The sequence below is a fragment of the Sinorhizobium fredii genome, assembly GCF_002944405.1.
GTDB lineage: Bacteria > Pseudomonadota > Alphaproteobacteria > Rhizobiales > Rhizobiaceae > Sinorhizobium > Sinorhizobium fredii_C.
On sequence record NZ_CP024307.1, the window covers coordinates 2,973,822 to 2,990,187 of the forward strand.

General features: G+C 64.1%; 15 protein-coding genes. 2 read left to right on the top strand and 13 right to left on the bottom strand.

Features of this window, described 5'->3' with window-relative positions; genetic code table 11:
- Positions 1-158: 158 nt before the first annotated feature.
- The gene (locus NXT3_RS14650; protein WP_037414361.1) at positions 159-632 is read left to right on the top strand and encodes a CYTH domain-containing protein; all 474 of its coding nucleotides are present in this window, start codon (positions 159-161) and stop codon (positions 630-632) included.
- 187 nt (positions 633-819) lie between these two features.
- On the top strand, positions 820-1,764 hold the full coding sequence (locus NXT3_RS14660) for an oxygen-dependent tRNA uridine(34) hydroxylase TrhO (RefSeq protein WP_097537896.1): 945 nt from the start codon (positions 820-822) through the stop codon (positions 1,762-1,764).
- 64 nt (positions 1,765-1,828) lie between these two features.
- Here NXT3_RS14660 and NXT3_RS14665 read toward each other — a convergent pair whose 3' ends face one another.
- The 13 genes from NXT3_RS14665 to NXT3_RS14725 form a co-directional block, all read right to left on the bottom strand.
- On the bottom strand, positions 1,829-2,248 hold the full coding sequence (locus tag NXT3_RS14665; protein WP_037414357.1) for an aconitase X swivel domain-containing protein: 420 nt from the start codon (positions 2,246-2,248) through the stop codon (positions 1,829-1,831).
- Complete coding sequence (locus NXT3_RS14670) at positions 2,245-3,489, bottom strand: aconitase X (RefSeq protein ID WP_097527603.1); 1,245 nt, start codon at positions 3,487-3,489, stop codon at positions 2,245-2,247. Before NXT3_RS14670 ends, NXT3_RS14665 begins: the two co-directional genes overlap by 4 nt.
- 54 nt (positions 3,490-3,543) lie before the next feature.
- Positions 3,544-3,801: a GFA family protein gene (locus NXT3_RS14675; protein WP_234828047.1), complete on the bottom strand. Its 258-nt coding sequence runs from the start codon at positions 3,799-3,801 to the stop codon at positions 3,544-3,546.
- Positions 3,802-3,894: 93 nt separating this feature from the next.
- Positions 3,895-4,674, bottom strand: a complete 780-nt coding sequence (locus NXT3_RS14680) for a MetQ/NlpA family ABC transporter substrate-binding protein (protein WP_037414351.1) — start codon at positions 4,672-4,674, stop codon at positions 3,895-3,897.
- Positions 4,675-4,720: 46 nt separating this feature from the next.
- Positions 4,721-5,386, bottom strand: a complete 666-nt coding sequence (locus NXT3_RS14685) for a methionine ABC transporter permease (protein ID WP_104839572.1) — start codon at positions 5,384-5,386, stop codon at positions 4,721-4,723.
- Positions 5,376-6,455: a methionine ABC transporter ATP-binding protein gene (locus NXT3_RS14690; RefSeq protein ID WP_104839573.1), complete on the bottom strand. Its 1,080-nt coding sequence runs from the start codon at positions 6,453-6,455 to the stop codon at positions 5,376-5,378. The genes NXT3_RS14685 and NXT3_RS14690 overlap by 11 nt, the downstream gene beginning before the upstream one ends.
- A 337-nt stretch (positions 6,456-6,792) precedes the next feature.
- Complete coding sequence (locus NXT3_RS14695; RefSeq protein WP_104839574.1) at positions 6,793-8,166, bottom strand: GH1 family beta-glucosidase; 1,374 nt, start codon at positions 8,164-8,166, stop codon at positions 6,793-6,795.
- Positions 8,167-8,372: 206 nt separating this feature from the next.
- Entirely contained in the window at positions 8,373-9,557 is a 1,185-nt protein-coding gene (locus NXT3_RS14700; RefSeq protein WP_037414343.1) for a Gfo/Idh/MocA family protein, read from the bottom strand.
- A 205-nt stretch (positions 9,558-9,762) separates the two neighbouring features.
- Positions 9,763-10,815, bottom strand: coding sequence for a sugar phosphate isomerase/epimerase family protein (locus tag NXT3_RS14705; protein WP_097537893.1), 1,053 nt, complete (start codon positions 10,813-10,815; stop codon positions 9,763-9,765).
- Between the two features lie 242 nt (positions 10,816-11,057).
- The gene (gene xylA, locus NXT3_RS14710) at positions 11,058-12,368 is read right to left on the bottom strand and encodes a xylose isomerase (RefSeq protein ID WP_037414339.1); all 1,311 of its coding nucleotides are present in this window, start codon (positions 12,366-12,368) and stop codon (positions 11,058-11,060) included.
- Between the two features lie 122 nt (positions 12,369-12,490).
- The gene (gene xylB / locus NXT3_RS14715) at positions 12,491-13,945 is read right to left on the bottom strand and encodes a xylulokinase (RefSeq protein WP_104839575.1); all 1,455 of its coding nucleotides are present in this window, start codon (positions 13,943-13,945) and stop codon (positions 12,491-12,493) included.
- 9 nt (positions 13,946-13,954) lie between these two features.
- Positions 13,955-14,992, bottom strand: coding sequence for a LacI family DNA-binding transcriptional regulator (locus NXT3_RS14720; RefSeq protein ID WP_037414336.1), 1,038 nt, complete (start codon positions 14,990-14,992; stop codon positions 13,955-13,957).
- Positions 14,993-15,090: 98 nt separating this feature from the next.
- Positions 15,091-16,209, bottom strand: coding sequence for a metallophosphoesterase (locus NXT3_RS14725; RefSeq protein WP_104839576.1), 1,119 nt, complete (start codon positions 16,207-16,209; stop codon positions 15,091-15,093).
- Between the last annotated feature and the right edge of the window lie 157 nt (positions 16,210-16,366).

Consider the following 16,366-nt stretch of genomic DNA (forward strand, 5'->3'; position numbering starts at 1 on the left):
CTTCCTGCCAATCAATGTCGAGCCCGAAAGACGCGCGCATTCCCGCCCCGTATGCAAGCAAATGACAAAATATGATTTGGCGCAAAGACATGGCTTGAGCCTCTGCTACAATCCGATAGTTTCATGACATTCCACTTCTCGAAGTGACGGGACATTTCATGGCGAAGGAGATAGAGCGCAAGTTTCTGGTCGCTTCCGACGGCTGGAAGGAGCGCGCCGACGGAGGGATCAGGCTGCGCCAGGCCTATATCGTCACCATGGAGGATCGTTCGGTGCGCGTGCGGATCCACGGCAACAAATGGGCACGCCTCACCGTCAAGATCGGCAAATCGGCCCTTGTCCGCAACGAATACGAATACGACCTGCCGATGGACGACGCCCGCGAGCTGCTGGCCCAGGGCGTTGGCATCGTCATCGAGAAGCGCCGCTACCGCGTGCCGCACAAGGGCTTTACCTGGGAGGTCGACGTTTACGAAGGGGCACTCGAAGGGCTCGTCGTCGCCGAAGTCGAAATGAAGCGCGAAACGGATTTGCCCGCTCTGCCCTCCTGGGTCGGACGAGAGATTACCGGCGACCGCCGCTATTCCAACCAGGCGCTTGCCACCGAGGGACTCTTGGTCGCGCAACGATGACCTGCGCCTTCGGTCCGGGTCGTCGTCTTACCGGGGACTTTCGCGAGATCGAGCATGCGGTGGCAGTCCTGAACGAGCAGCCGGCCGGAGTGCACCGGGCATCCACCAGGGAGATAGCCGGTAAGGGCTTTCGGTTGCCGCCCGCCGCGATTGCGCTTGGCCGATGAAAGCTGTATTTGCGTCCCGCATGACCGACATGTTCACGACACCGCACCCGGCGGCGCAGGGCCAGTTTCTCGTGGCCGCGCTATACCATTTCGTTTCCTTCGCGCGTTTCGCCGAATTCCGCGAACCGCTGCAGGCGGTCTGCGACGCCAGCGGCGTGAAGGGCACGCTGCTCCTCGCCCACGAAGGCATCAACGGCACGATCGCCGGCAGTGACGAAGGGATTGCGTCGGTGCTCGCCTTTCTGCGCGCGCAACCGGAATTCGCGCGTCTCGAGCACAAGGAAAGCCGGGCCTCGGCCATGCCCTTCCTGCGCATGAAGGTGCGGCTGAAGAAGGAGATCGTCACCATGGGCGTCGACACCATCGACCCCAACAAGGTGGTCGGCACCTATGTGGAGCCGAAGGACTGGAACGCGCTGATCTCCGATCCGGACACGCTGGTCATCGACACGCGCAACGACTACGAGACGGCGATCGGCCTCTTCCGCGGTGCCGTCGATCCGAAGACCAAGACCTTCCGCGAATTTCCCGACTGGGTGCGCAACAACACCGGTCTGCACAACAAGCCGAAGATCGCCATGTACTGCACCGGCGGCATCCGCTGCGAGAAGGCGACCGCCTTCATGAAGGAAGAGGGCTTCGAAGAGGTCTATCACCTCAAAGGCGGCATCCTGAAATATCTCGAGGAAGTCCCGGCGGAGGAAAGCCTCTGGGACGGCGCCTGCTTCGTCTTCGACGAGCGCGTCTCCGTCACCCATGGCCTCGCCGAGGGCGAGCATACGCTCTGCCACGCCTGCCGCCAGCCTCTGGCTCTGGCGGACCTGCAGTCGACGCTTCACGAAGAGGGCGTCTCCTGCGTCCATTGCCACGAGATCCGCACCGACGAGGACCGCGAGCGCTACCGGGAGCGGCAGCGGCAGATCGCCCTGGCGAAGAAACGCGGCGAGCGGCATTTGGGAAGCTGAATTGGTTGCCGTCCGGTCCGCCACTCATCCGCCTGCCGGCACCTCTTCCTGCCAGCGGGGCGCATCAAATCTCGATCGCCGCTTCGTCCTGCGTATCGATCGCCAATGAGCCGGCTCCGGTGATCGCCATCCAGTCGGCCTCGCTGGCGAGGACCACCGGACAGGACTTTCCATAGAGCTCGGCCGCCACCATCGCCCCGACCGTGACGATCGCGTCGCGCGCCAAGAGCACGATGCCGGCCGGACCGGTTCCACGGCGAAGCGCTTCGGCCAGCACCGAACTGCCGGAGCTCGAGCCGCGCCCTGCCCGCATCACCAGGATGCGGCCGCTCATCACCGCGTTCTTCTGCGGATGCCACTGGTCGATGATCCGGCCGGACGCCGAGTCGAGGCCGCCCCAGAAGCTTAAAGGTTCCGACAGCACCAGGGTTTCCGCCGCCGCCGATCCGGCGACCAGTGTTGTTGCCCGGAGCCGCACCGTCACAGCCGCACCACCTTTCCGGCCCGGGCCGATGCGACGCAGTCCGCAAGCGATCCGAAGGCGACGTCGACGCCGATATTGCCCGGCGCGTAATAGGCCCATTTGCCGGAATTGGTCATGACGGCGCCGGACAGGTCGCGCATCACCGCCGTCACATAGGTGCAGGTATCGATGACCAGCGTCACGCCGGCCTCCCTCAGGCGCTCCTCCCAGCCGCGTCTTTGCAGTTCATCGAGCACCGCCCGATGGGTGTTGACATAGACATCGATCACCGGCCGCGAACCGTCGATCAGCGGCATCAGCCGCCCGAACTCCGAGAGCGAGAAGTGCGGCGTGCCCAAGCTGACGGCAGTCAATGGGGTTCCGTCCGGGACGGTCGAAAGCTTGTGCACGGTTTCCCGGAGGTCCGCCGCCCTCAGCCGGATCACCTCTTCCGGCGCCCTGCCCTGGAGGGCCGCCTCGATCGTCGGCGCCTCCGGCGTCAGCCCGACCGCATGAAAGAGCGCAACGGCGCCAGCGGAAGCCGCGACCGCACCGAGCGCCTTCAGATCGTCCTCGTTCGTCGAGACCGGCAGGCCGGTGATCGCCGGCACCCGGTCGCCGCAGCGCCTGCCGATAGCATGTCCGACGGCGACGCAGGCGAGCCCCGCTTCCGCCCATTCTTCGGGCAGGCTCTCGACCTCCACAAGGATGCGCGCGCGGCGGTTCTCGCCGATATGCAGGCCATAATAGGGCGCACGACCGGTCAAGGCGCAACAGAGATCGATGAAATCGCCATAGCGATTGGTACGGGCGCCGAGCACCGAATTTGCAAAGACGATGGCGTTCGATTCGGCCCAGGCGATCTGGGCGCCGAAGCGCGGCCGGAAGATCGTTTGATAGGGCGCGCAGGTGAAGGTCGGCACGCAGCCGAGCTCCTCATGCGCCCTCATCAGCCGCGCCCCGCCATGGCTGACCTCGTCGCTCCCATGAAAAAGCTCCGGGTGGATAAGGTCGACGGAGCCGACATTGAGCGTCGTCGGCACGCGAACGCGGCCCCCGAGGCTTACCAGATGCTCGACGAAGTCGAGGCTCACCTGGCCGAGATAGAGACAGCCGTCGATATGCGCCGCCTCGATGTCGACGAAACGCTCCGCGCCGACCGCCTCGGCGAAGCGGACGAGCAGCCGCATGGCGAAGGCGGCCGCTCCGCCTTGCTCGCCGGACAGCAGCGATTCGTCGACAGATGAAAGCGCTATGGACATACAGCGGATTAAAGTCTTCCCGTGGCGCAAGTCAATTCGACCACTTGCCGGCATTCAGCCCGGAAGGGTCTCACACTCGTCAAGCACAATGGCAAGCCTGTCCCAAGCTTGGCGGCTACGGGTGAAGACCGCATCTGTCGGCGTGAACAGCGAAGGATCGTCGAGCGTCCCGGCATAGACCGTCCATCGATCATCCTCGAGCGGGCCGGAGCCGAATATCTGGCTGCCGCATGTGACGCAGAAATGCCTGAGCGTGACATTGCCGTTCTCGGCAAATTTCGAATAGGGCTTGAGCTCGCCGGTGAACTCCACGCAAAGCCGCGCGTCAGGACGCGCGGCTTTGCATGGACACTTCCTGAACCCCCTCGCCCCGGGGAGAGGGCCAGCCCTCGGGATATTCCGCGGTCACCAGCCGGCGATGACCGAGCCCTTGAAGGTCTCGTTGACGAACGCCTTCACCGTGTCGTTGTGGTAGGCGTCGATCAGCGTCTTGACCCAGGGCGCGTCCTTGTCCTTGCCGTTGACGGCGATGATATTGACATAGGGCGCCTTCTCGCCTTCGCGGGCGATCGGGTCCTTGGACGGGTCGAGTCCGGCTTCGAGCGCATAGTTGGTGTTGATGACGGCAGCGTCGACATCATCGAGCGAGCGCGGAAGCTGGGCCGCATCGAGTTCGGCGAAGGTGAAGTTCTTCGGGTTTTCGGCCACATCGGCGGGGCCGACCTTGAGACCGGCGCCTTCCTTAAGCTTGATCAGCCCCTTGTCGGCGAGGATCAGCAGCGCCCGGCCGCCATTGGTCGGGTCGTTCGGGATCGCGACCGTCGCACCCTCGGCAAGCTCTTCGAGGCTGTTCACCTTCTTCGAATAGACCCCCATCGGGAAGTTGACGGTATAGGCGACGCTGACGATGTCGTAGCCGCGGTCGGCGACCTGATTGTCGAGATAGGGCTTGTGCTGGAAGGAGTTGGCGTTGAGCTCGCCATCGGCGAGCGCCTGGTTCGGCACGACGTAATCGGAGAATTCGAGGATCTCGATGTCGAGGCCCTTGCCGGCCGCCACTTCCTTGACCTTTTCCATGATCTGGGCGTGTGGGCCGGGTGTCACGCCGACCTTGATGGTTTCGGCGTTGGCCGCCCCGGCCGCAAAGGCAAGGGCGAGCGATGCTGCGAGGAGGATTTTCTTCATGGGAGGCTCCTTGTTATCTGAAGGAAGTCGCGTGTGGGAGGAAGGGTCAGGTCTTGCGGCTGCGCTTGTCGAAGCGGCGCGCCAGGCGGTCGCCGGCGCTCTGCACGAGCTGCACCAAGACGATCAGCACGATGACGACGATCAGCATCACGTCGGGCATGAAGCGTTGGTAGCCGTAGCGAATGCCGAGATCGCCGAGGCCGCCGCCGCCGACGGCGCCGACCATTGCCGAATAGCCGATGAGGCTCACGATGGTCATGGTGAGCGCCAGCGTCAGCGCCGGCCGGGCCTCGGCGAGCAGCACCTTGAAGACGATCTGCATCGGCGTGGCGCCCATGGCGCGGGCCGCCTCGATCAGTCCCCTGTCGACGTCACGGATCGCCGCCTCGACGAGGCGGGCGAAGAACGGGATGGTCGCGACGGTCAGCGGCACGATCGCCGCCTTGGTGCCGATCGAGGTGCCGGTGACGAGCCGCGTGAACGGGATGATCGCCACGACGAGAATGATGAAGGGCGTCGAACGCGTGGCGTTGACGATAAGACCGACGGCGCGGTTGACATTGGGTGCCGGAAAGAGTTCCCCCTTGCCGCTGGTGGCGAGGAAGATGCCGATCGGCAGGCCGATCAGCGCGCCGACGAAACCGGCGATCGCCACCATGCGAAGCGTGTCGAGCGTGGCCTTGCCGATGAGCATGAGAAGATCAGGCGACATAGCCAAGCACCTCCGTCACCAGACCGTTCTCGGCGAAGAACCGATCCGCCCTCCCCGCGGTTTCCGGATCCGCGCCATAGGCGACGACCAGCGAGCCATAGGGCTTGCCGCCGATCTCATCGATCGTGCCGGCGATGATATTGACCTCTGCGCCGATCGACTGGATGAGCCGGGAGATCAGCGGCCGCTCGGCCGCCGCGCCGAAGAAAGTCAGCCGCACGACGACCCGGTCGCCAGCCGCTGCAGCGGGCCTGATGTCCCTTGCAACGGCTTCCGGCAGCTTCGAGCCCGGCAGTCCGGATAGAAGGGCCCGCGTCGTTTCGTGCTTCGGATGGGTGAAGACGTCGAAGGTGTGGCCGCGCTCGACGATCTCGCCCTTGTCGATCACCGCCAAGTCCGAGGTGACCGCCTTCACCACCTCCATTTCGTGGGTAATCAGCAGCACCGTCAGACCCAGTTCGGCATTGATGCGCTTCAGCAGTTCGAGGATCGATTGCGTCGTTTCCGGATCAAGCGCCGAGGTCGCCTCGTCCGAAAGCAGCAGCTTCGGCTCGGTCGCCAGCGCCCGGGCGATGCCGATGCGCTGCTTCTGGCCGCCGGAAAGCTCGGCCGGGTAGCGGCCGTGCTTGTCGGCGAGACCGACGAGGTCGAGGAGCGGTCGCACGCGCTCATCGATCGCCCGCCTATCCATGCCGGCGATCTCCAGCGGCAGCGCCACATTGCCGAAAACGGTCCGCGACGAAAGCAGGTTGAAGTGCTGGAAGATCATCCCGACCGAGCGTCGAAGGTCGCGCAATGACGCCTCGTCGAGTGCGCCGACATCGACGCCGTCGACGAGCACCTTGCCGGTTGTCGGCTTCTCGAGGCCGTTGACCAGCCGGATCAGCGTCGACTTGCCGGCGCCGGAGCGGCCGATGATACCGGTGATCGAGCCGCGACCAACCGTCAGGCTGACGTCGTTCAGCGCCGTGAAGGCAGCGCTTTGGCCGGAGGCCGCGAAGCGCTTGGAAACGCCGTCGAAGACGACGGCGGCATCCCCGGTCTCAATAGGGGAAGTTGAAACAGTCATTGTCCGGTCGCCTCCGCAGGAGGGATCACAGGGATGTCAGGATACATGATGCTCTCGGATGTTCGAAACTCTCGTCCCTGTCACGTTGCTGGACGGGAGGCGTGTCGGGTCACTCGGACCTGCGACAACGCATTCGGAACGGGGAGCAATTCTCTATCATCGGGCAACCGGTCGGTTCAAGGTCGCGTGCGGCATGGCTGCCATGCCGCCTCGTCTAGGTTGTTATGCCCTTCGCCCCTCCCGTTTCACAGGCACGATTTTTCCTAACGCGGGAGCCCGGCGCAAAAGTCTACTCTTTTTATGTAGAACGATTGCGCCCGCAGTGCGGCGCTGGGAGTCAGGCCGGCTTATGGTTGCCCTTCGGAAACTGCTCCGCGAGCGCCTTGTACCAGTGGCCGCTCTTCTTGATCGTGCGGGCCTGAGTCTCGTAGTCCACGTGGACGATGCCGAAGCGCATGCGATAGCCTTCCGCCCATTCGAAATTGTCCATGAGGCTCCAGGCGAAATAGCCGCGCATCGGATAGCCCTTGGCAATCAGGTCGGCGGTGACCGACAGGTGGTCGGCGATGTAGTCGAGCCGCGGCTGGTCGTCGACGACGCCGTTCTCGACGCCCATATTGTAGCAGGCGCCATTCTCGGTGATGTAGCAATCCGGAAGCGTATAGCGGGCGTTGAGGGTTTCCACCAGCGCCCCGAGCGCCGGCGCATAGACCTCCCAACCGATATCGGTCTTCACCTCGCTCACCGGCTTCGCATTGACCGTTGCCGGATATTCGGCACCGGCGGCCGGATCATGCGAAACGCGCATCGGCGTGTAGTAGTTGAGGCCCCACCAGTCGAGCGGCTGGGCGATCGTCGTCATGTCGCCGTCCTCGATCAGCGGCATGCGGGACCCGAGCGCCGAGAGGAAGCCCTCCGGGTACTCGCCCTTGAAGATCGGCCCGAAGAAGACGCCGTTGTGGAAATCGAAGGCGCGCTCGGCCGCGGCCTTGTCCTCGGCGCTGTCGCTGCCGGGATAGACCGGGTGAGCGTTGATGACGATGCCGACCGGCAGGTCCGGCTTTTCGGAGCGGATCACAGCGACGCCAAGGCCGTGGGCGAGATTGGTGAAATGCAGTGCGGCGAGCGCCGCATCCATATTGCGCTCGCCCGGCGCATGAATGCCGTAGAGATGGCTGAGCCACACCGAGCACCACGGCTCGTTGAAAGTCGCCACCGCATCGAGCCGGTCACCGAGCCGGGCGATCACCGTCTTCGCATAGCGCTGGTAGGCATAGGCGGTCGTCCGCGCCGTCCAGCCGCCGTCGCCCATCAGCGCCAGCGGCAGGTCCCAATGGTAGAGCGTCGCAAAGGCCTTGATGCCGCGGGCCTTCAGGCCATCGACTAGGCGGTCATAGAAGTCGAGCCCCTTTTCGTTGATCGGCCCGGTGCCCTCCGGAATGATGCGCGGCCAGGCGATCGAGAAGCGGTAGGCCTCGACGCTGAGGTTCTTGATGAGATCGAGATCCTGTTCCAGGCGATTGTAATGGTCGCAAGCGACGTCGCCATTGTGGCGCTCGAAGACGCGGCCCGGCATGCTGGAGAAGGCGTCCCAGATGGACGGCTTGCGCCCGTCGGCCTTGCTGGCGCCCTCGATCTGGAAGGAGGCGGTGGCCACGCCGAAGACGAAGTCGCCCGGAAATCGTTCTGCGAGTTTCTTGGCTTCGATCATCGTTGTTGTCCCGTCGTCTGCACAGCGCGTCGGAAGGGGCGCGGCTGCATTCGTTTCCAATGGGAGAGCGGGGCGCGCGAAAAGACAGGCGTCTTCCATGCCGCTCTCGTTCGTGAGCGTGGCCTAAAGCTGCCGCAGCAAATGTCAACCCCGACAAAAAAGGGCGAGGTGCACCCCCGCCCTTTCCTGAACTTGCCGGATGCGGCTCAGACCTTGATCCAGGCGCCGTTGCGCTGCGACGAGCGTACGCAGGCATCGACGAAGACCATGCCCTTCATGCCATCGTCTATCGTCGGATATGTGACAGCCGGATCCACGGTCTCGCCGTTTCGCCTGGCGTAAATGGCGCGGGCGGCCTCCGTGTAGATATTGGCGAAGCCTTCGAGATAGCCTTCCGGGTGGCCCGACGGAATGCGCGAAACCCGAGCCCCTGCCGCCGAGGCGCCGGCTCCGGCGCGCGTCAGCAGCCGCTTCGGCTCGCCGAACGGCGTATGCCAGAGATAGTTCGGGTCCTTCTGCGTCCATTCGAGACCACCCTTGGTGCCGTAGACGCGCACCATCAGGCCGTTCTCGTGGCCGGGCGCCACCTGGCTGCACCACAGCATGCCCTTCGCCCGCGCACCGTCCTTCTCCTTGAAGCGCAGCATCACGTGGGCGTTGTCGTCGAGCTGGCGACCGCCGACGAAACTGTCGAGATCGGCCGACAGTTCGTCGAGTTCGAGACCGGAGACGAAGCAGCCGAGATTATAGGCATGGGTGCCGATATCGCCGGTCGAGCCGCCGGCTCCGGAGCGTGCCGGGTCGGTCCGCCACGCCGCCTGCTTCTGGCCGGACTGCTCGATATTTTCCGTCAGCCAGTCCTGTGGATATTCCATCTGCACCAGCCGGACGGCGCCGATCTCGCCGTTGGCGATCATTTCGCGCGCCTGCCGCACCATCGGGTAACCGGTGTAGTTATGCGTCAGCACGAAGAGCGCGTCGCTGTCCTCCGCCGCCTTCTTCAGCTTCTTCGCGTCGGCAAACGTCGAGGTTAGCGGCTTGTCGCAGATGACGTGGATGCCGCGCTTCAGGAACTCCTTGGCGGCAGCATAGTGCACATGGTTCGGCGTGACGATCGCCACCGCTTCGATGCCGTTCTTGAGCTTCGCCTCTCGGATCGCCATTTCCTTGAAATCCGAGTAGACGCGCGCCGAGTCTAGCCCGAGCTCGCGGCCTGAGGCCTGCGCCTTCTCGGGCGTCGACGACAGAGCGCCGGCCACCAGTTCATAGTGGTCGTCGAGCCGCGCCGCGATCCGGTGCACCGCGCCGATGAAGGCGCCCGAGCCGCCGCCGACCATGCCGAGCCGTATCCGCTTCTGACGAGATTCCGAACTGCTTCCCTCGATTGCCATCGTGCTTTCTCTCCTGAAACTAGCTGTTTGGCGAAATATCCGCCTGTGCCCCTCCCCAACCCCTCCCCACAAGGGCTTGAACTGCCGCCTCCGTTCCATTCCCAACTCGACAGATTCGCAAGCGGAGATGTCGCAGGTGGAGACGGAGGGAGCAGCCCGAAAGCCCTCCCCCTTGTGGGGAGGGGGTGGGGCGGGGTCTTGTTCCTTAAATACCCAACATCCGCCGGTTCGCCGCCTCGTCCGTGCCGCTATCGGCAAAATCGTCGAAGGCCTTTTCGGTGACGCGGATGATATGCGCCTTGACGAAGTCCGCGCCCTCGCGCGCGCCGTCTTCCGGATGCTTCAGCGCGCATTCCCACTCGACCACCGCCCAGCCGGCGAAATCATTCGCGGCCATTTTCGAGAAGACTGCGCCGAAATCGACCTGGCCGTCGCCGAGCGAGCGGAAGCGGCCGGCGCGGTTCACCCAGCCCTGATAGCCGCCATAGACGCCCTGCCGGCCGGTCGGGTTGAACTCCGCATCCTTGACGTGGAACATCCGGATGCGGTCCTTGTAGATGTCGATATTGTCGAGATAGTCGAGGCACTGCAGGACGTAGTGCGACGGATCGTAGAGCATGCAGGCTCGGGCATGGTTGCCGGTTCGCTCCAGGAACATCTCGTAGGTGATGCCGTCGTGCAAATCCTCGCCCGGATGGATCTCGTAGCAGACATCGACGCCGCACTCCTCCGCATGGTCGAGGATCGGCTTCCAGCGACGGGCAAGCTCGTCGAAGGCAGTCTCGACCAGCCCTGCCGGTCGCTGCGGCCAGGGGTAGACGAAGGGCCAGGCGAGGGCGCCGGAGAAGCTCGCCATCGCGTCCAGGCCGAGATTCCTGGAAGCGGTCAGCGCCAGCTTCACCTGTTCGACCGCCCATTGCTGGCGCGCTTTCGGATTGCCGCGCACTTCCGGCACGGCGAAGCCGTCGAAGGCCTCGTCATAGGCAGGATGCACGGCCACCAGCTGGCCCTGCAGATGGGTCGAGAGCTCGGTGATCTCGATGCCGTTGTCGCGCGCCTTGCCGGCGATCTCGTCGCAATAGGCCTTCGATTCAGCCGCCCTCTTCAGGTCGAAGAGCCGACCGTCCCAGCTCGGGACCTGTACGCCCTTGTAGCCGCAATCGGCCGCCCATTTCGTAATTGAATCCCAGGAATTGAAGGGCGCCGCGTCACCGGCGAATTGCGCAAGAAAAAGCCCCGGTCCCTTGATGGTCTTCATGCAAAATTCCTCCCTAGTGGATCGGTTTTCTGAAACACCGGCCTGCCGGTTGAGTGGTATTCAAGCGCTTCGCCCCGCAATTTTCGGGATATCTTATAATACCTGCAACGTTGCAGGAGCGAGAAACTAGCAGATTCTTCGCGAGGGGCAATGGGCTTCTGCCCTGTCGCGAAGAGCTTTTGAATGGCACTCGCGGGCGCCAAAATTCATCCGCGAGTGCAGCGGGTAATCCAATCGCCAGGTCAGACGTAGCGATTGACGACGTTTTCCAGGTACTCCTGCTTGCCGGACTTCGGTTGCGGGTTGAGATCGGCCTTGCGCACCCAGCCCTCGATTTCCTCGAGCGAGAAGCCGCCTTCGAGCATCTTGTTCGCCTCCGGTACCTTCCAGCCGGCATAGCGCTTTTCGAGCGGTGCGGAGAGCGCCTTGTCCTCGATCATCTTCGCCGCCGCCTTGAGACCGCGGGCGCAGCAGTCCATGCCGCCGATATGACCGATCAAGAGGTCTTCCGGATCGATCGACTGGCGGCGCAGCTTCGCGTCGAAATTGGTGCCGCCGGTCTTGAAGCCACCGCCTGCGAGCACATGATAATAGGCGAGCGCCATTTCCGGCACATTGTTGGGGAACTGGTCGGTGTCCCAGCCGGACTGGTAGTCGTTGCGGTTCATGTCGATCGAGCCGAAGATGCCGAGCGCGTTGGCGAGCGCCAGCTCGTGCTCGAAAGAATGGCCGGCCAGGATCGCGTGGCCCTGCTCGATATTGACCTTCACCTCGTTCTCGAGGCCGTACTTTTTCAGGAAGCCGTAAACGGTCGCGACGTCGAAATCGTACTGATGCTTGGTCGGCTCCTGCGGCTTCGGCTCGATCAGGATCGTGCCCTTGAAGCCGATCTTGTGCTTGTATTCGACGACGAGGTTGACGAAGCGGCCGAGCTGGTCGAGCTCGCGCTTCAGGTCGGTGTTGAGCAGCGTCTCATAGCCCTCGCGCCCGCCCCAGAGCACGTAGTTCTCGCCACCGAGCTTCTGCGTCGCGTCGATGCAGGTCTTCACGGTTGCCGCGGCGAAGGCGAAGACGTCCGGATCCGGGTTGGTCGCGGCACCGCCCATATAGCGGCGGTTCGAGAATAGATTCGCCGTCCCCCAGAGCAGCTTGACGCCGGTCTCGGCCTGCTTCCTGGCGAAATGATCGACGATCTCTTCGAGATTGCTGGTGTTTTCAGCGAAGTTCTTGCCCTCCGGGCGCACGTCGGCGTCATGGAAGCAATAGAAGGGCACGCCGAGAAGCTGGAAGAACTCGAAGGCGACGTCGGCCTTCAGCTTCGCCGCCTCCATCGAGTCCTTGAACCAGGGACGTTCGAAGGTCTGCCCGCCGAACGGGTCGCCACCCGGCCAGACGAAGCTGTGCCAATAGGCGACGGCGAAGCGCAGATGGTCTTCCATCCGCTTGCCGAGGACGACCTCGTCGGCATTGTAGTGACGGAAGGCGAGCGGGTTCGTGCTCTCCGGTCCCTCATATTTGATCTTGGCGATATCGCCGAAAAACCCGGTGCTCACGGCTGTCTCCTATCCTGGGCTGTTGCCGACCCGCTTGTGCGGAACGCGGCGATTTCGTGGAAAGTAATCGTTTTCATATCAGGTTCCGATGCGGCCGGCGGTGCCGGCCCGACTGGGCTTGGCTAAATCATCGCTCCCTTGATGGCGGGGTAAAGCCGGCGGTAGCGCTGGTAGGCGTCCTCATAGGCCGCCACCAGCGAAGCGTCCGGCGCAATGGTCTCCGCCGTCGCCGGCGCAGAGCAGGTCGCTACCGGGTCGGCGACGGTGGCGGCGATCAGCCCGAGCCGGGCCGCCCCGAAGGCGGCACCGAAATCACCATCTGCGGGCAGGTCGACCGGCAGGGCGAGCGCGGTTGCGATCGACCTCAGCCAGTAGCGCGACCGCGAGCCGCCGCCGATCGCCGTGACGCGATCAAGCGTCGTACCGGCGGCGCGCAATGCTTCCAGGCTGTCGCGGATCGCGAAGGACACGCCTTCGAGCACCGCCTGGGTCAGCGCGGCGCGGGAGCTCTCGTGGCCAAGGCCGGTAAAGACGCCGCGGATCGCCGCATCATTGTGTGGCGTGCGTTCGCCGGAGAGATAGGGAAGGAACGAAACGGAACCTGGCGCCTTTAGCGTGTCGCCGAGCTCGCCCGTCAGGTCGGCGGCACTTCTTCCTGTAATGCCCGAATGCCAATTCAGCGCATCGGTCGCCGAGAGGATCACGCCCATCTGGTGCCAGGTATTCGGGAGCGCGTGGCAGAAGGCATGAACTGCGCTTTCCGGATTGGGAAGATAGCTGGCATTGGCGGCGAACAGCACGCCGGAGGTGCCGAGCGAGACAAAGGCCTGCCCCTCGCCGACCGCGCCCATGCCGCAGGCGGACGCCGCATTGTCGCCGGCGCCGCCGGCAATGACGATCCCCGGCCCCATGCCCCAGCGAGCGGCAAGTTCCGGCCTGAGCGTGCCCGCGCTGTCCGTGCCCTCGACCAGATCCGGCATCTGCCGTTCCTCGAGATGCGTTGCGGCAAGCAGTCTTTCAGACCACCGGCGCTTGCCCGTGTCGAGCCAGGCGGTGCCAGCGGAATCGGACATTTCCGACATGTGCTCGCCGGTCAGCCACAGGCGGAGATAGTCCTTGGGCAGAAGCACCCAGCGCAGCTTGGCAAAAGTCTCGGGCTCGTTCTCGCGCACCCAGGCGAGCTTCGGCGCGGTAAAGCCCGGAAAGACGATATTGCCGGTCAGCGTCCGGAATTGTGGATCGCCATCGAGCGCGGCTGCCTGGCGGAAGCTGCGCGTATCGTTCCAGAGGATGCAGGGGCGAAGCACCGCATCGTCCTCGCCCAGCAGCGTCGCGCCGTGCATCTGCCCCGAAAGGCCGACGCCGCGGACCGCCGCAAGGGCATGCGGATGCGCCGCCTTCAGCCCGGCGATCGCCTCTTCCGTCGCACGCAGCCAGTCGGCCGGGTCCTGCTCGGACCAGCCGGGATGCGGCCGCGACACCTCGAGCGCAGCCGAGGCGGAGCCGATGATCTGCTGCTCGCCGTCGATCAGCATGGCCTTGACGCCGGACGTGCCGAGATCCAGTCCGAGATACATTCGTGCCTCCTATGCCTGCTCGATCGGCAGGTTGTCCTTCAGGAAAATGTCGATGCGAATGCGTTCCTGGGCCTCGAACACCGGCAGCCCGTCGGCCTTCGCCTTCAGCACCCGGATCGCACTCCTGACCTCGTGGCCCGCATCCTGGTTGAGCAGGACATCGATGGTTCCGGAAAGGAGAGCCGCGCGGCTGTGGGGCGTCAGTTCGTGGGCGATTGCACAGACCGCCTTGGCCCTGCCCGCCTTCTCCAGCGCGGCGACGAGACCGCGATTGCCGGCGCCGAGACTGTAGACTCCGACCAGATCCGGATGGCACCCGATGAGATCGCCGACGAGTTTCTCGACGAGGGCCGCATCGTCCTGCCCCTCGACGACAGGCAATAGCAAACGGGTTTGGAAGCATTGGCGCATCACCGCCTGAAAGCCTTCCAGCCGCTCCCGATGGTCGCGCACGAGCATCGAGCCCGCTACCACCGCAACCGGCCCGGTCCGATCACCCAGGAAGCGGCCCATCAGGTTTCCGGCGGTGCGCCCGGCAGCGATATTGTCGACGCCGGCAAAGTGATCCCGTGTCGATCCCGGCAGGTCCGAGACGAGCGTGACCACGGCAATCCCGTCCTCGCGCAGTTCTCTTACGGACTGCACCACCTCCGGGGCATCGACGGCAACGACGGCGACGCCGGCGGGCCGCTGCCGGCGCGCCTCGGAAAGGGCATCCGCCAGAGCACGCGGGTCGAAAGCGGGAACACAGAGGATCGCGATTTCCGTCCGCTCCGCTGCCAGATGCGCCTTGGCGGCCCTCACCTCGGCCTCGAGCCCGCGCATGAAGGAATTTTCGCCGGCCGGCAGGATGAAAATCAGCGAATAGCTGCGGCCCTTGGCGAGATTGGCCGCGGCAACGTCGCGCACATAACCGAGCGTCGCGATCGCCTGCTCGACCTTGTCGCGCGTGACCGACCGAACGCCCGGACGGTTGTTCAGAACGCGGTCGACGGTCGCCAGGCTGACGCCGGCTTCAGCGGCGATATCGTGAACGGTCGGTCGCATGCGTTCCTCCTCGCGAAAGCCCTTAGAGGAAGTTTTGATGTACGTAAATCAAAAATTTCGAAGGCGCGACAAAGCCTCTGAAAAATGGGCGTCAAGCCTCAGTCGAAACGCCTGCTGAACGCATGCGTGAAAGCGGCGTGACCCGCCTCGCCACTCGCCTCTCCGAACACGACGTCCAGGAACTTGTCGGTAACCCGGACCAGCGCGAAGCCGCCGAGATAGGCCGCCTTTGGCTTGAAGATGTCGATGTCGCCGGCGCTGTAGGCCATCACCCGGTCATGTTCGTGGCCATGGAAGAGTCCGACGACGTTGTAGCCCTTGAGCGCCGCGAGCAGCGCATCGCGCTCGCCGGGCCTCCACCAATGCGGCTCGCCGTCGCCCTGAGCGTCGAACGTCTTTGCCGCAGCGTCCCACACCTCGGTCGAAAACGCGTCCCAACCGTAATGCTGGAACAAGACGACCGGGCGCCCATCGGCGGCATATGTCGCGAGATCGCGCTTCAGCCACGGCAGGCCGCTCACCGCACCCTTGTTCTCGTCGCCGCCGAAGCGCTGCAATTGCACGAGATGGAGACCGCCCCAGTCCCAGGAGTAATTGTCCGAGAGCGGATCGTAATTGGTCACCGGCACCGGGGGTCTGTAAAAAACCGACCGGCGATGGGTGAGTTCCACATAATCGCGCAGCTCGCGACGGTACCAGTCGACGTTCGGCGGCGCGCCGTCCTGATCGAGATCATGATTTCCAAGCCCGACATAGACGGGATAGTGGATGTGATGCGGCCCGACGCCATGCTCGTAGCGGCTCTGAAACTGTTGCAGCTGCCGCCCTTCTCTCGGCTCGCGGACCTGGCCGCCGCCGTCGTCGGTAATATCGCCGCCGAGCACCAAGCCGAACGGCCGGGCAATCTTCGCGCCGGCGCTGGCAAGACCGCTCGGCCTGCCGTCGATTGCTTGCGGCCAGTGCTGTCCCGGAAGTCCGTTGAGCGCCGCAATGTGGCGCAGCAGATTGGCATCGGTCTTGCCCTCCTGCTCGCAATTCGGCGCGAGACCTTCCGTCGAGACGAGGCAGGCATGGATGTCATTGGAAAAGACGAATGTGGCATCGATCGGTGGCCGTGCTGCGGCACGCTCGCCGCCTGCGATCAGAGAAAGGCCGAGACCAGCCGTACCGGCAAGAAATCTCCGCCTGGAGGGGTTAAGGAATGGATTGTCGATCATCGCCTGCCCAGCACCTTGGTCGATGCGACGACTCAAGGACGGCCGGAATAGTGCCGCAAGGTTTTCAGAGCGTAAAGCATGCATTCGCGCTGAAGGCGCTCGCCACGACCCTTCTCACTGCGCGGTGAGAAGGTCGCGGCATCAGGATGAGGGCAGT

Excerpts from the sequence above, each read along its gene's own strand:
- NXT3_RS14650 (WP_037414361.1), top strand. The coding sequence starts at position 159 with ATGGCGAAGGAGATAGAGCGCAAGTTTCTGGTCGCTTCCGACGGCTGG.
- NXT3_RS14660 (WP_097537896.1), top strand. The coding sequence starts at position 820 with ATGACCGACATGTTCACGACACCGCACCCGGCGGCGCAGGGCCAGTTT.
- NXT3_RS14670 (WP_097527603.1), bottom strand. The coding sequence starts at position 3,489 with ATGTCCATAGCGCTTTCATCTGTCGACGAATCGCTGCTGTCCGGCGAG.
- NXT3_RS14680 (WP_037414351.1), bottom strand. The coding sequence starts at position 4,674 with ATGAAGAAAATCCTCCTCGCAGCATCGCTCGCCCTTGCCTTTGCGGCC.
- NXT3_RS14685 (WP_104839572.1), bottom strand. The coding sequence starts at position 5,386 with ATGTCGCCTGATCTTCTCATGCTCATCGGCAAGGCCACGCTCGACACG.
- NXT3_RS14690 (WP_104839573.1), bottom strand. The coding sequence starts at position 6,455 with ATGACTGTTTCAACTTCCCCTATTGAGACCGGGGATGCCGCCGTCGTC.
- NXT3_RS14695 (WP_104839574.1), bottom strand. The coding sequence starts at position 8,166 with ATGATCGAAGCCAAGAAACTCGCAGAACGATTTCCGGGCGACTTCGTC.
- NXT3_RS14700 (WP_037414343.1), bottom strand. The coding sequence starts at position 9,557 with ATGGCAATCGAGGGAAGCAGTTCGGAATCTCGTCAGAAGCGGATACGG.
- NXT3_RS14705 (WP_097537893.1), bottom strand. The coding sequence starts at position 10,815 with ATGAAGACCATCAAGGGACCGGGGCTTTTTCTTGCGCAATTCGCCGGT.
- xylB (WP_104839575.1), bottom strand. The coding sequence starts at position 13,945 with ATGTATCTCGGACTGGATCTCGGCACGTCCGGCGTCAAGGCCATGCTG.
- NXT3_RS14720 (WP_037414336.1), bottom strand. The coding sequence starts at position 14,992 with ATGCGACCGACCGTTCACGATATCGCCGCTGAAGCCGGCGTCAGCCTG.
- NXT3_RS14725 (WP_104839576.1), bottom strand. The coding sequence starts at position 16,209 with ATGATCGACAATCCATTCCTTAACCCCTCCAGGCGGAGATTTCTTGCC.